The sequence below is a fragment of the Paenibacillus pabuli NBRC 13638 genome (assembly GCF_001514495.1).
GTDB classification, from domain to species: domain Bacteria; phylum Bacillota; class Bacilli; order Paenibacillales; family Paenibacillaceae; genus Paenibacillus; species Paenibacillus pabuli.
On sequence record NZ_BCNM01000014.1, the window covers coordinates 186,219 to 200,330 of the forward strand.

The window sequence follows — 14,112 nt, forward strand, 5'->3', positions numbered from 1 at the left end:
TGTGTTACCCTCCAGAACGTACGCGAATCCAGGGACGTCCATTATCCCATTGGATATCGACTGGAACATCGTACGTATGCTTAATTGTTTCTTGTGTTAAAACTTCATGTTTGGGACCTGCCGCAGCAATACGTCCATCGCGGATCAAGGCCACATGTGTAAACAACGGTACGATCTCTTCGACGTGATGAGTGACATATACGACAGTGATACTACGCTTACGCAGCCGATCAATTTCGGCCAGCATGTTCTCGCGTTCATACAAATCAAGGCCGGCACAAGGCTCGTCCAGAATCAGCAATTTGGGATTTGCCATCAGTGAACGGGCAAGCATTACTTTTTTGCGCTCCCCTTGAGAAAGTGTTCCGAGCGGATGGTTAGCCAGCTTTGCAAAACCCATCTCATCAAGCAGGTTCATGGCTTTATCCTTCACATCATCCGGGATCGTTTGATAGAAACGCAAAAAAGCATAAGCTCCTGTTGCAACCACTTCCCATACCGGATCTCGCAGCGTCAGTTTTTCAATCAAGGTCTGACTGATATAACCAATGTCTTTACGAACCTCCCGAACATCGCATTGTCCATAGAGGTTGCCCAATACTTCAATGCGCCCCTGACTTGGAAACATATATCCATTCATCATTTCAAGCAGTGTTGTTTTGCCCGACCCATTGCGTCCGAGAATGGCCCAGTGCTCGCCTTCCTTGATATTCAGATGAACGTCATCCAGAATCTGATTATCTTCCCGTCTAAGAGATACATGCTCCATCGAGATAATACTCATTTTAGCACCGCCTTTCGGATTTCCCCTAACAGATGCTCGACAGAGTTCATACGATAGACCATTTTGGGCACATCATGTTCACCATCAAACAACATAACCGCAGGGACGCTCGAAATCTGATACTGCTGAACCAGTTCAGGGATATCATGAATATTCATCTCCGTCAAAATCCCCTCAGGCAGCAAATGCTCGGCAATTTCCAGCATACGACGTGCAGCTGCGCAAGTTCCGCAGAGCGGGGTATAGATAAATACTGCCTGAGGCATGCCTTCCCATACGCCACGCATTAACATTTTAGTCGTAATCGGCCTCATCTGCTTTCCTCTTCCGAAGCAACACGAAGCATAACCTCCCCAGACATTGGACCATTATGAACCGTGACAGAGTCTGGTTTATTGCTGTATAACAATTCGTACATCTGACGTTTGCCATACATACTGGACGTGTGCAAATAGATCTGACGCGGGAATAAACCTTCCCTGACGATGGAAGCAGCAACTTCACCGCCATTCGGTGAATCCGGACCCAGTTCATAATCCAGGGATAAAATGTCCACGTTACCTTCCCTAAGCAGGATTAGGCATTCTTCTGCATTGGTAGCTAAAACAAACCCTTTCGGACAAGCCCGGTAATCATCCAAAAAAACATGCATTACAATCGCTCCTCTCCCATTTAAAGCCAGGAACGCATGAGCTTAATGTCACCGCGGTGTGTTCCATCTTCCCCTGATTCAGTCTCCAGCACAACTACCGCTTGCTGAAACTCAGGCGCACATAACAGTTCCTGCATCGCTTCTTCTCCTATATAACCCTGTCCGATCCGTGCATGTCTGTCCTTGCATGAACCGGATGGATATTTCGAATCATTAAAGTGAACAGCCGCCAGAGCATCCCAGTATCCGAGCAGTCTGCCTTTCTCCAGCATCGATGCCTCATTGCCTGTTGTCCACATGCCTGAAGCAAAAGCATGACACGTGTCAAAGCAAAAAGCAATATGCTCGGGATACCGGCTTAGCTTGCGAATTTGTATCAATTCTTCCATTGTCGTACCCATGGGACCATGATCTCCAGCCTGATTTTCAAGCAAAACCTTTGCCTGTCCATCCCACTCCGCTAATGCGGTATCCAGACAGGATATGAGATTTTGGTATCCTTCGAGTGGTTCATTGCTCTTGAGATGTCCAAAGTGAACTACAGTCCCTACTGAACCGCAGGCGTCTGCAATATGCAGATCATTTCGTATCGATGCGATGGTGGCATGAAAACCCGCCTCTCCTCGGGTTTTGCCCAAAGCCGGATTCGTGGGATAGGGTGAGTGGGCAATCGAAGCAAGTCCCTGCTTCTCACACCAATCCCGACACTGATCAGCATCTTTGAGGTCCAGTTCTTTCAAGCCAAGGCTCCGAGGGTTCTTCGGAAAATATTGAAATGCGGTAGCCCCCATCTCATATGCCCGCTTGGCTGCCTGAAGAAATCCACCTCTGGTGCTGACATGTGCCCCGATTCCGCTGTTAGGCCTCATGCTGGCAATCCGGACAGAAGAAAGCCTTCTTGCCCGTAATTTCCACGCGTGCTATCGTTCCCCCACAGCGAGGGCAAGTTTCCCCTTCACGATCATACACCCGGCACTGCTCATTATAACTTCCCGTCTTAGTATCTCCCTGCATCAACGGCATTTCCATATAACCGCCTTCCGATGCAGCTTCTCGCAATACGGATTGCACAGAATGGTACAAACGTGCTGTAAGTTCAGGCGAAGCAGCAATATTTTGTGTCTTTGAGCTTGGTCTCAAGCCTGCTGCAAATGCAATCTCATCCGAATAACAATTTCCGATGCCTGCAATAATATGCTGGTTGACCAATGTCGTTTTGAGCGTGCCCCGACGTCCTTTCAAGAGGGCAGCAAACCGTTCTGTATTCATGCGCCGATCCAAAGGTTCAGGACCAAGGTCCGACATAGCCTCTTCTGTTTCTTTCGACGTCAGCAGATGCAGATAGCCCAAACGGAGCCCAATAAAGAATAAAGTATATTCTCCAAACTGAATCTCCACTTGAGTGGAACGATCCGGCCGTTCAGCTTCCGTGCCCCAGAAAATCATTCCGCCCAGCATGAGATGAAGCACAAGCCGCTTACCATTAGCCAGATGAAAGATCAGATGTTTGGCCCGGCGCTCTACAAATATGATACGATTACCTGTCAATTCACGGATAAACATATCCGGCTCGGTATTAATCGATTTCTCGCGATTAACCACCACACCTGTAATGGGTAAATCCAGTATGTTCTCGGACAGCAAGGTCCGGTAGTTTTCCATTTCCGGCAATTCCGGCATCGTTCATCTACCCCTTCTTGGATGCTTGGCCTGTCGTCTGCGACAGCCACTCAATCAGTTTATGCAAATCTTCAAAGACATGATCAGGACGAACCTTGGTTGCCTGGATGTGGCTGTCCATATTCTCGCGTGTCGTTATTCCGGTAAGGACCAGAATGGTCTCACAACCCGCTGCTGCTCCTGCTGCAATATCTGTACGCATATTGTCTCCGATTACAGCAACTTCACCAGACTTTAAGTTCAATCGACTAATGGCAGACTTCATAATAATACTTGATGGTTTGCCTATGACGGTAGGGTGAATTCCAGTGGCTGCTTCTATCGCTGCCCCAATCGTCCCTGCTCCTGGCGTAAGGCCATCATCAGAAGGAAGCTGTAGGTCAGGGTTGGTCATAATAAATTTGGAGCCGCCATTGATCCAACGAAGTGCCTTGGTCAGTTTACTGTAGGAAAATTCGCGATCAATTCCTTGTATAACGTACTCCGGTTTATCATCCGTAAGTTCAAGCCCTGCTGCTTCTAGCGCTTGCAACAGGCCTTCCTCTCCGATACAGGCCACTTTCGCACCAGGAGCCTCTTCAGCTACATATTCCGCAGCTGCCACCGCAGATGTACAAACTTGAGATGCTTCGGCCGGGATACCCATCCCGTTCAAGTGATCTGCCACACCCTGGGGGGTACGCGAAGAATTATTAGTCACAAACAAATAAGGCATGCCTTGTTCATTTAATGTCCGAATAAGCTCATCGGCACCTTCGATACGATGTCTGCCATGATAGAGTGTACCATCCAGATCGATCAGATAGGCCTTAATCATATACAGCACTTCCTTTCTTTATTCCATTAACATTTCATGCCCTTAACCATTAGCATCGAACGTCAAAGCCAACCTATGTATACAGTACAAAAAAATGGCTTACTCGCATCTGCACGCAACACGTCGAAATGAATCGAACACCGAGGCCTGGACTCGCGCGTCTTCTGTACAAGCTTGTCATTTCCTGCGCTTTCCCGGAAAATAATTTGAATCATTTCCCTGTTTATATTGCCCATCCTACACGCTTTCTCGTCCAATTGCAAAAGGGACCGCGGGTGTAACTTCCCCCCTCAGTCCCGTGCAATTACCGACACTTCCCACCTCATGTTTGGCTGTGAAGCTGGGCACACCCACAACTAGGATTTACTTTTACGATGAACCACTGGAATAAGCTCGTGTTCAATCGCAAGCTTCGTATTCGGAAATATCGACTGCGCTTCTTTCAGAAGTGGCTGCAGCTGATCCTCATCTTTATAGCGGGAGCTAAAATGGGTCATGATCAGCTGTCCTGCATCTGCTGCTCTCGCCGCCTCTGCCGCTTGCTTCGAAGTACTATGATAGTATTCATGAGCCGTATCAGCCAAATCATGCAGGAACGTAGCTTCGTGTACAAGGACATCTGCCTGATGAGCTAGTGGCTGTACGTTGCCACATGGGCGTGTATCCCCCAAAATGGTAACGATCATTCCACGCTTGGGCGCTCCCAAAACATCTTCTGGGCGAAGCGAGTCACCGTTGTCTAGAGTAATGGTTTCTCCACGTTTCAAACGACCGAATAACGGCCCAGGCTTCAAGCCATACTCAGCCAGTTTTGCAGGGTCCAGACTGCCTGGACGATCCTTTTCGGTAATTCGATACCCATAACTGTCGATACGGTGTTCCAGCAACGCTGATTCCACGATAAAAGTCTCATCTTCAAAAAGCACTCCGCCTGTATGTTCTATAATGCTTAGATCGTAGTTTAGACGTGACTGGCTTAGTTCCATCGTAGTCATGATCATTCGTTCTGTGCCTGGCGGTCCATACACTGTTAATGGTGTAGTGCCACCCTGATAGGCTCTGCTGGATAGCAGACCTGGAAGTCCAAATACATGATCTCCATGTAAATGGGTTATAAATATTTTCTCCAATTTGCTCAACTTAAGCGGAGAACTTAAAATCTGATGCTGGGTTCCTTCCCCGCAGTCAAACAACCACAATGCTCTGCGCTCATCCAACATGCGCAGCCCTATGGAAGTTACATTCCGCTGAAGCGTAGGCACACCAGCGTTAGTTCCCAGGAAATATAGTTCCACTCTGGATCGCACCTCTTTCTGCTGCCAGCAAAAAGCCTCCGACAATGCGGAGGGCTTTGCCTGACCTTTTACTTTTATGCCTTATCCACGTTAAAGTACTTCGCTTGCGGATGGCTGAATACCATCGCCGATACAGATGCTTCAGGTTCCATCATGAAACCTTCCGTCAGTTCCACACCAATATCCTCAGGCTGTAACAACTTGAACAGCGGCCCTTGATCTTCCAAATCGGGACATGCCGGATATCCGAATGATACCCTGATTCCCTGATAGCGTGCTCCATGACGTTGCTTCATGGTCATCTGGGCTGGATCAGGGAAGCCCCAGATATCTCTCATCATATGATGAACACGCTCGGCTAATCCCTCTGCTACTTCAAGCGCTACGGATTGCAGAGCATGTGAACGAAGATAATCGCCTTGCTCTTTCCAAGCCGTTGATAATTCTCGTACACCGTGTCCGGCTGTTACAACCATGAAACCAACGTAATCCATTTGTCCGGATTCCACCGGCTTCAGGAAATCAGACAGGCACAGGAATGGTTCAACTTTTTGGCGCGGGAACGTGAATGTATGCAAGATATTGCTGGTATCCTCAGGGTCATAAACGATGACACTATTACCGCTGGACTGAGCAGGGAAGAATCGATACATTGCATGAGCCTGAATAATTCCGTCACGTACCGCCTCCTGCATAATATCATCCACTACTGCCTTCAGATCAGTAGCTTTCTGATCACCCGAAGCAAGCAGCTGCTCTACCGAGCCGCGCAAACCAAGATGATGCCCGAGCAGCATCTGCATGTTCACATACGGTAAGATGTGTGACAGCGGATAGTTCCGCATGACATGTCGCTCCAGATCTGGCGGAATGAGAACCGGATTGTCGATTGCGATATCCGAACGCTCTACCCGAGTAAGCTCGGGAAGGGGTTGTACATTTTCTGCACCCGAGGCGTCAGCCTCTTTCTCAGCATCCATCTCAAGCTGCATCATTTCACGCGTGCTTGGATTCATCAGCTTGTTGGCCAAATCCAGGCCGTCCATCGCATCTTTTGCATATACAACCATTCCATTATATTCAGGCCGTATTCGGTTTTTGGTGAATTTACGTGTCAATGCCGCACCACCAACCATAATGGGTACATCAATACCTGCTGTTCGCAAATCCTGAGCTGTAAGAATCATCTGCTGCGCCGATTTAACCAATAGACCTGACAATCCGATCGCATCGACTTTTTCTTCTCTGTACGCCTCGATAATACGCTCTGGTGGTACTTTTATACCCAAATTTATGATCCGGTAACCGTTATTGGACAGGATGATCTCTACCAGGTTTTTGCCGATGTCATGTACATCGCCCTTCACTGTCGCTAAGATGATCTTACCTTTCACTGACGTCTCGTTTTTCTCCATGAACTGCTCCAAATAAGCTACCGAAGCCTTCATGACTTCAGCGCTCTGAAGCACTTCTGCTACGATCAGCTCATTATTGTTAAACAGCCGCCCTACTTCTTCCATCCCCCGCATCAGCGGACCGTTGATTACTTCAAGGGCAGTATATTTGGCGAGTGCCTGCTCCAGATCGGGCAGCAAACCTTCTTTGCTCCCTTCTACAACATACGATGCGAGACGTTCTTCCAACGACAGGTTCGAAATCTTTTCTTTTTTCTCAACCTTTTTGTTACGGAACGCCGCTACGAAAGCAGCCAGTGTTTCGTCATTCGTATTGTATAACAGCTCTTCCGAGAGTCTGCGCTCTTCCTCCGGAATGGAAGCATAGCGCTCCAGCTTCTCTGTGTTAACGATGGCATAATCGAGACCCGCTTTGGTACACTCATACAAAAATACAGAGTTCAGCACTTCACGCCCTGCTTCAGGCAAACCAAATGAAATGTTACTAATCCCCAGTATCGTATGACATTCGGGCATTGCTTCTTTTATAACCCGAATACCTTCAATCGTTTCTTTGGCCGAACCGATATATTGTTCATCGCCCGTACCCACCGGAAACACCAAGGTATCAAAGATCAGGTCTTCTGCTTTTAGTCCAAATTTGTTCACCAGCAAATCGTAAGATCGCTTGGCTACCTCCAGCTTGTCCTCACGACTAATGGCCTGACCGCGTTCATCAATCGTTCCGACAACAACGGCACCGCCGTATTTATGAAGCAACGGAGTGACCAGCTCGAACTTTTCCTCGCCGTCCTCAAGGTTAATGGAGTTAATTATCGCTTTACCTTGAGAGTATTGCAGTGCCAGGTCGATGACGGCTGCATCTGTCGTATCGATCATGAGTGGCACCTTTACTTTTTTGACAACCAGTTCAAGGAACTTCTCCATGTCTTCGGCTTCCTCACGGTCCGGGTCCTGAACGCAAACGTCGACAACATGTGCCCCATTTTTCACCTGAGCCCGAGCAATTTCCGAAGCTTCTTCATATTTCCCTTCAACAATAAGACGCTTGAATTTCCTTGATCCAAGCACATTCGTACGTTCCCCAACCATATATGGGCGATTGTCCTGTTCAACGTATACCGGATCAATTCCCGACAATGCTGGTGGATGAGTTCCGTTCATTTCTCTTGGAGGGTACTTGGCAAGGGTATCCCGCATTGCCCGAATATGTGCAGGTGTTGTTCCACAACAGCCACCCGCGATGTTCAACCAACCCTGCTCGGCAAAAGCACCAATCTTCTGAGCTAGCGAATCAGGGGATTCATGGTAATTACCGTTCTCATCCGGAAGACCTGCATTGGGATAACAACTTACCGCAACAGAAGCCATCCCGGAAAGCGAGCGAATATGGTCGCGCATGAACTCCGGACCTGTAGCGCAGTTTAGTCCCACTGAAATTGGGTTAAGGTGTTCTAGGGATATATAAAAGGACTCAATATTCTGACCAGCGAGGGTTGTACCCATCGGTTCGATTGTTCCTGATATCATCAAAGGAAGCTTGATACCACTTTGCTCAAATGCTTGTTGAATTCCAATGCTTCCTGCTTTTACATTAAGAGTATCTTGAGAGGTTTCAAGCAGCAGCGCATCAACGCCTCCCTCAATTAAAGCAAGCGCTTGCTCGAAATAACTGTCGATGAGCTCCTGAAACGTTACTCCGCCTGTTACAGACAGCGTTTTGGTTGTAGGTCCCATGGCACCCACAACGTAACGCGGAGACTCCGGCGTTGAGAATCGATCCACAGCTGCTTTTGCAATTCTGGCTGCTTCGAGATTGATTTCACGCGCGCGATCTTGAATGTCGTATTCAGCAAGTACAACAGACGTTGCACCAAACGTATTCGTCTCAATTAAATCTGCACCGGCCTCCAGATATTCTTCATGAATGCGCTGGATCAGCTCTGGACGCGTAAGTACAAGCATTTCATTACATCCGTCCAGGTCTTCTCCGCCAAAATCTGCGCCTGTGAGATCAATCTGTTGAATCATGGTCCCCATTGCACCGTCGAGGATTAATATTCGTTGTTTTAATGCATCATGTAGGCTAAGCTTATCCAATATCTTCACCCCCGCAAAACGTTAAATCTTAGTTTAACAGAAACTAACTTAATGTGAAAGATCGGTTTTGGTCTGTCCCGTGGCGGGTTTTTAGAAATGTGAGACGATTTTGCGAATCGACAAAAACAGAACATTCCGATATAATAGCAATTAAACCAAGTGGAAAAGAGGGGAAGAACATGGCTGAAATTGTAATCCGAAATACGAACGAACGTATCACTGGAGACGAAAATGTTCGAAATTTCTTAAACAAATATGAAGTATTATATGAGAAGTGGGACGCCTCCAAATTAAACACAGAACTCCAAAATAATTTTGGGCTCACCGATGAACAAAAAAATGAAGTGCTCCAAACATATGACTATGAAATCAGAGACTTGGCCGCACGCCGCGGGTACCAAATATGGGATGTCATTACGCTGTCTGAACAAACTCCAGACATTGAAGAGAAGCTTGCCAAATTTGAAGAAATTCATACTCATGCTGAGGATGAAATCCGTGCAATTGTAGCCGGCAAAGGAATTTTTGTCATCAAAGCTACAGATGATGTAGGTTACTTTAATGTAGAGTTGTCTCCTGGAGACGTTATTTCGGTACCTGAGAATACACCGCACTTCTTCACATTAATGGAGAACAAACAAATCATTGCCGTTCGTCTGTTTATCGAGAAAGATGGCTGGATCGCTGATCCATACCCGGACCCTACTTTTATTAAACAAGCTTAATGCAGTGAACTAATTATTTATTCAACAAACCCCTGTTCATTTCGAACAGGGGTTTCTGCATATGGAGTATACAACATCTGATGTTCTATATAAAATAATGCGGATATTTTGCTTTCATCTTCTCTTGTTCTACTACAACAAGTCTAAGATGGGCTTCCATCACCTGAACAGCTTGGTCAGTCTCACGTTCCGTGATGAGCCGATATATCTCTTTATGCTGTGAAATAATCACCTCGGCATCGGAATCTTCAGACAACCGTAATAAACGAAGCCGATTAAAGGGAATATTCAATTGCTGCAGCATTTTCCACGTCCTCATTTTACCCGTTCCCTGAAACAATATCTGATGAAACTCTTCATCCAATTCAAAAAGACGATAGAAATTATTTTTCCCTATACATACTTCCTGCATGGCAATATTGGTTTCGAGTCTGAATATGAATTCTTCTGGAAAAGAGGCGCAAGCCAGAGTGACAATTTCCTTCTCCATCTTCTCTCTCATAAACCGGCCTTCTTCAACATGCTCCAAATTAATATGGGAGACAATCGTTCCACTCTGAGGAATGATATCCAGTAATTCTTCTTCGGCAAGCTTCATGAATGCTTCACGTACTGGCGTTCTGCTTACTTGCAGTTCATCCGCAATTTCCTTCTCGGAAATCTTTGTGCCCGGCTCAAGTTCAAGGTGCAAAATTCGTTCCTTTATCAGATTGTATGAATAAGCCCGGGTCGAACCTCTAATCTTTTGATTAAGTGACATTCCTTAACCTCTTTCTCTCAGCCGTATTCATCCATCTTAGCACAATTTGCCGCTTCACTAAAATCCCCTCAGTGAAACGGCAATTGAGCAAATTTCAGTTTACAACTACTCCTGCTTGTTTTCTTTGTACTTCTTGTACGTATCATTGGCAAGCTGGATATATTGGGTTAATCCTTGGCTCTCCAATTCCTTCACAAATGCATCAAACTCTGTAAGACTGCGTTCTCCTAGAATAAATTTAAGCGTATTTTGGTCTGAAAAATCCTTAAGCGGTGTGCTGAGCAGCGTTACTTGTTCACGATCAATATCAGAGTATGGAATTGGTGGCTCAGCAGGAACCACTTCTTTTGTATCTTTCATGTCTTGCTGGAATTTCAGTTCTTCCTCACTAAACATGGAATGCAACAAATCGGTCGTGCCTCCATAAGCGAATACACCGCCCGAGAAACCGTAATCAATACGCAAATCTTTTGTGCCCTTCGGATTCAATCCGTTATAATTCACATCTTCCGCCAGTTTGCGAACACCATCCTGTTTGGTGAAGGTTTCTCCTTCAACACCCCATTTGGCAAATTCCTGACCTTCATCACTGTAATATAACCAGTCAATAAACTGCAATGTTGCTTTGAAGTTTTCGCTATCTTTAATTTTGCCGGAAAGCATGACACCGTTTTCAAGTCTGGAGCCAGACATCAGTTGGCCTTTTGGACCTCCAGGGACCGTGATTTTGGCGATGGAGAAGTTCCCTTCTCCCAACGTTTTGTTCATGTCATTACGGTGCATCACAAGGGTTTGCGAATTGCCGTTAATCATAAAGGATTTACCTGAAACGAATTTTTGAGTAGCCTGATCATCGTCTTGAGTGAAGCTTTCCTTATCCAGAAGTCCTTCGGATACCAGTTTGTTAAAGTAAGTTAGCATTTCCTTGTATTCAGGCGTAGTCGATGTGTAAACAAATTCATCCTGGTCTTTTTTATATGTTAAACCATTACCAAATCCCCATCCAGCTTTTGTGCCAAAACTGGTTGCAGCAATATTCAATGTACTGTTGAACTCGAACCGATCCGAGAACGGGATGGAATCCGGATAAATTTCCTTCAGTTTTTTGGCTGCAGCATACAATTCATCCCATGTCTTAGGAATAGCGATATTATTTTTTTCGAAAACATCTGTTCTAACGATCAGGGTATAATCAGGCCATACTTCTTCATGCAAGCCTGGAAGCACGTAATACTTCCCGTCTTCTTGTCGCAGTCCCTCCAGTTCGTCCTGAAGGCCCCACTTCTCTATCTTATCTTTGAAATTCGGCATCAAATCCACATAATCGCTCACTGGCAAAACCGCTCCTGAAGATACAAATGCTGATTCTTCTCCCGGATAGGTTTTGGGAATAACCATTGGAGCATCTCCAGAGCTGATCAGAAGAGATCTTTTCTGGGGATAGTCACTCATTGGTACAATCGTAGGATCTAACGTTACGCCAGTCATTTCGGTGATTTTTTGAAATAGCATCCAATCCTTTTTATACGGATATGAAGGCTGGTCACTGTATAGGATGGAAAGATTGAACGGCTCTGTTGCTTTGAACTTGTCTCCTACATTGAAGGATTCCATTGCCCCTTTGGATTCAGGCTCAACTTTCTCTCCTCCACCCATGCCGCTGCTGCATGCTGCCAGAACGACACTCATCATTGTTGCCAATACCATCTTGCCTACCAGCTTACGTGGTCTCAGTTTCATTCAATTCTCCCCCTGCGTGTGGTTAAAGTTGGCCTTACCTTCAAGATGTTGAACTATATCGGGTTAGGATTACTGCTTAACAGACCCCAACATGATACCGGTTACAAAGTACCGTTGAACAAATGGATAAATCGTAAGAATTGGAAGTATAGTAAGTACCATCGTGACTGATTTGATATTCGCAGCGATCTGAGTCAAATTGTCCGCGGAAGCACCAGCCGAAGCACCACCAGTCGCACCTGCAATCATATTGCGCAGGTAGATCGTAACCGGGAACAGTTCCTTTTTGTCGAGATACAGGAAGGCTGGAAACCAGGAATTCCAGTGCCCCACAGCGTAAAAGAGAACCATCGTTGCCATCACAGCTTTACTTAGCGGTAGAATGATCCGTAACAAAATACCATACGTATTCAAACCATCGATAGCTGCTGCTTCCTCAAGCTCTTCAGGCATGTTTTCGAAGAAGGATTTCATTATTAGCATGTTATAAATACTGATTGCACCAGGAACGACCAGCGCCCACATCGTATTATTGAAACCCAGAGAGTTAATCAGGACATAGTTTGGAATCAGACCACCACTGAAAAACATCGTAAACACCGCGAACATAGTCAGAAACTTGCGTCCCATTAATCTTTTTTTGGATAAGGCATAAGCGAAAATAGTTGTCATGAACATAGAAATCAAAGTACCTACCACAGTATAAATAATTGTATTTTTATAGTTGGTCCAGAACATGCTGTCACGAGAGATCGTCTTGTAGGTTTCTACATTAAAGCCTCTGGGAATAATGCTTACCTTGCCTGAATTGATATAAGCCTCGCTACTAAAGGATTGGGCCACAACATTCAGAAATGGATAGAGTGTGATAAATACCACTAGCAGCAAAAAGATAGCATTGAATACTTTAAATACTTTGTATGATTTTGATTCCAGCATATTGCTCCTCCTTTACCACAAGCTTCGTTGTGTCAATCTGCGTGAAATTGCATTAACCGAGAATACCAGGATCAGTCCAATAATGGATTCAAACAAACCAATGGCGGTTGCATAGCTGAAGTTGCTGGATTGCAAACCTACCCGGTACAGATAAGTCGAAATCACGTCAGATGTTTCGTAGATCAGTGGATTGTAAAGGAGCAAGATTTTCTCAAATCCAACCGCAAGAAAATTACCCATGTTCAAGATCAGCAATGTAACAATGGTAGGCAAAATGCCCGGTATAGTAACATGGATCGTTTGCTTCCAACGATTCGCACCATCGATTCGTGCGGCTTCATATAATGAATCATCAATGGTCGTCAACGCAGCCAAGTATAGAATTGCTCCCCAACCCATACCCTGCCAGACCTCAGATGTAATATAAATGGTTCTAAACCATTCTGCGCGCTGCATGAAAGGGATACTGTCTCCGGTAAAAAATGAAACCAATCCATTAATCGATCCATTCACTGCTGTTAATTGCAGAACCATTCCGGCAACGATGACGATGGACAAGAAGTGCGGAAGATAAGATGCGGTCTGCACAAACTTTTTGAATCGTTTACTTTTCACCTCATTCAGCAGCAATGCAAAAATGATCGGAACGGGGAAAGTAAAAAGTAACGCGAGTCCACCAAGTATAAGCGTATTTCCAAATACCTTCCAAAAGGTAGGGTCCTGGATGAACATCTGAAAATACCTGAGTCCAACCCATGTCTCTCCGAAAATACTGCCTCCGGGTACAAATCGTCTAAAAGCGATAACGTTACCGAGCATTGGACCGTATTTAAAAATAATAAGATAGATAATTGGAAGAATTAACAGGGAGTACAGCTGCCAATCTTTGCGAAGCAGAGCAGTAACAGTTCTTAACCTGCTTTCTTTACGTACAGATGTCATCGTTAGCGTGGTCTTAGCGGTTTCCGACTCCATATATTATTTCACTCTCCGTTCCTTGGCTTGATAAAATAAAAGCGTTTTCGATTTCAATTCCTTCTCTTTGATCTTTGTCCTTTGTAGAAGACAGCCTTGATGAATTTCACCCCCACGACGGAATAAACAAAACAAGTAATGTAAGCGATATCAATTATGCAATCACCAGAGATTCAGATCGGTTAAAATACATACCGTCATTTTGGTACTAACCAATACCTTTTGCATTT

At 45.5% G+C, this 14,112-nt stretch carries 13 protein-coding genes; 1 reads left to right on the plus strand and 12 read right to left on the minus strand.

The features are described 5' to 3' along the window. Positions 1 to 4 precede the first annotated feature (4 nt). The 8 genes from PPA03S_RS19700 to metH all read right to left on the minus strand — a co-directional run bounded on the left by PPA03S_RS19700 (position 5) and on the right by metH (position 8,743). Positions 5 to 784 carry an ABC transporter ATP-binding protein gene (locus PPA03S_RS19700; protein ID WP_411835369.1) on the minus strand — a complete coding sequence of 260 codons (780 nt, stop codon included), beginning with the start codon at positions 782 to 784 and terminating at the stop codon, positions 5 to 7. Continuing rightward, complete coding sequence (locus PPA03S_RS19705; RefSeq protein ID WP_062325428.1) at positions 781 to 1,098, minus strand: thioredoxin family protein; 318 nt, start codon at positions 1,096 to 1,098, stop codon at positions 781 to 783. The genes PPA03S_RS19700 and PPA03S_RS19705 overlap by 4 nt, the downstream gene beginning before the upstream one ends. Further along, complete coding sequence (locus PPA03S_RS19710; RefSeq protein WP_062325430.1) at positions 1,095 to 1,436, minus strand: cyclic-phosphate processing receiver domain-containing protein; 342 nt, start codon at positions 1,434 to 1,436, stop codon at positions 1,095 to 1,097. The genes PPA03S_RS19705 and PPA03S_RS19710 overlap by 4 nt, the downstream gene beginning before the upstream one ends. Positions 1,437 to 1,456: 20 nt before the next feature. Further along, positions 1,457 to 2,305, minus strand: coding sequence for a deoxyribonuclease IV (locus tag PPA03S_RS19715; RefSeq protein ID WP_062325432.1), 849 nt, complete (start codon positions 2,303 to 2,305; stop codon positions 1,457 to 1,459). After that, positions 2,295 to 3,116, minus strand: a complete 822-nt coding sequence (locus PPA03S_RS19720; protein ID WP_062325434.1) for an Fpg/Nei family DNA glycosylase — start codon at positions 3,114 to 3,116, stop codon at positions 2,295 to 2,297. The genes PPA03S_RS19715 and PPA03S_RS19720 overlap by 11 nt, the downstream gene beginning before the upstream one ends. Before the next feature lie 7 nt (positions 3,117 to 3,123). Continuing rightward, positions 3,124 to 3,933, minus strand: a complete 810-nt coding sequence (gene nucF / locus PPA03S_RS19725) for a 5' nucleotidase NucF (RefSeq protein ID WP_062325436.1) — start codon at positions 3,931 to 3,933, stop codon at positions 3,124 to 3,126. Between the two features lie 356 nt (positions 3,934 to 4,289). Continuing rightward, positions 4,290 to 5,228 (minus strand): ribonuclease Z, encoded by a 939-nt coding sequence (gene rnz, locus PPA03S_RS19730; RefSeq protein ID WP_062325438.1) that lies wholly within the window; start codon positions 5,226 to 5,228, stop codon positions 4,290 to 4,292. A 74-nt stretch (positions 5,229 to 5,302) separates the two neighbouring features. After that, entirely contained in the window at positions 5,303 to 8,743 is a 3,441-nt protein-coding gene (metH, locus tag PPA03S_RS19735) for a methionine synthase (protein WP_062325440.1), read from the minus strand. 179 nt (positions 8,744 to 8,922) lie between these two features. On the opposite strand from metH, the gene PPA03S_RS19740 reads away from it, so the two are divergent. Beyond that, positions 8,923 to 9,468, plus strand: coding sequence for a cupin domain-containing protein (locus PPA03S_RS19740; protein WP_062325442.1), 546 nt, complete (start codon positions 8,923 to 8,925; stop codon positions 9,466 to 9,468). An 85-nt stretch (positions 9,469 to 9,553) separates the two neighbouring features. Here PPA03S_RS19740 and PPA03S_RS19745 read toward each other — a convergent pair whose 3' ends face one another. The 4 genes from PPA03S_RS19745 to PPA03S_RS19760 form a co-directional block, all read right to left on the minus strand. Next, positions 9,554 to 10,228: a GntR family transcriptional regulator gene (locus tag PPA03S_RS19745; RefSeq protein ID WP_062325444.1), complete on the minus strand. Its 675-nt coding sequence runs from the start codon at positions 10,226 to 10,228 to the stop codon at positions 9,554 to 9,556. 105 nt (positions 10,229 to 10,333) lie between these two features. Further along, entirely contained in the window at positions 10,334 to 11,968 is a 1,635-nt protein-coding gene (locus tag PPA03S_RS19750) for an ABC transporter substrate-binding protein (protein ID WP_062325445.1), read from the minus strand. A 69-nt stretch (positions 11,969 to 12,037) separates the two neighbouring features. After that, positions 12,038 to 12,907, minus strand: a complete 870-nt coding sequence (locus PPA03S_RS19755; RefSeq protein WP_062325447.1) for a carbohydrate ABC transporter permease — start codon at positions 12,905 to 12,907, stop codon at positions 12,038 to 12,040. A 12-nt stretch (positions 12,908 to 12,919) separates the two neighbouring features. After that, on the minus strand, positions 12,920 to 13,849 hold the full coding sequence (locus tag PPA03S_RS19760; protein ID WP_326100246.1) for an ABC transporter permease: 930 nt from the start codon (positions 13,847 to 13,849) through the stop codon (positions 12,920 to 12,922). Between the last annotated feature and the right edge of the window lie 263 nt (positions 13,850 to 14,112).

Coding starts and splice junctions, on each gene's coding strand:
- PPA03S_RS19700 (WP_411835369.1), bottom strand. CDS start 784: ATGAGTATTATCTCGATGGAGCATGTATCTCTTAGACGGGAAGATAAT.
- PPA03S_RS19705 (WP_062325428.1), bottom strand. CDS start 1,098: ATGAGGCCGATTACGACTAAAATGTTAATGCGTGGCGTATGGGAAGGC.
- PPA03S_RS19710 (WP_062325430.1), bottom strand. CDS start 1,436: ATGCATGTTTTTTTGGATGATTACCGGGCTTGTCCGAAAGGGTTTGTT.
- PPA03S_RS19715 (WP_062325432.1), bottom strand. CDS start 2,305: ATGAGGCCTAACAGCGGAATCGGGGCACATGTCAGCACCAGAGGTGGA.
- PPA03S_RS19720 (WP_062325434.1), bottom strand. CDS start 3,116: ATGCCGGAATTGCCGGAAATGGAAAACTACCGGACCTTGCTGTCCGAG.
- nucF (WP_062325436.1), bottom strand. CDS start 3,933: ATGATTAAGGCCTATCTGATCGATCTGGATGGTACACTCTATCATGGC.
- PPA03S_RS19740 (WP_062325442.1), top strand. CDS start 8,923: ATGGCTGAAATTGTAATCCGAAATACGAACGAACGTATCACTGGAGAC.
- PPA03S_RS19745 (WP_062325444.1), bottom strand. CDS start 10,228: ATGTCACTTAATCAAAAGATTAGAGGTTCGACCCGGGCTTATTCATAC.
- PPA03S_RS19750 (WP_062325445.1), bottom strand. CDS start 11,968: ATGAAACTGAGACCACGTAAGCTGGTAGGCAAGATGGTATTGGCAACA.
- PPA03S_RS19755 (WP_062325447.1), bottom strand. CDS start 12,907: ATGCTGGAATCAAAATCATACAAAGTATTTAAAGTATTCAATGCTATC.
- PPA03S_RS19760 (WP_326100246.1), bottom strand. CDS start 13,849: ATGACATCTGTACGTAAAGAAAGCAGGTTAAGAACTGTTACTGCTCTG.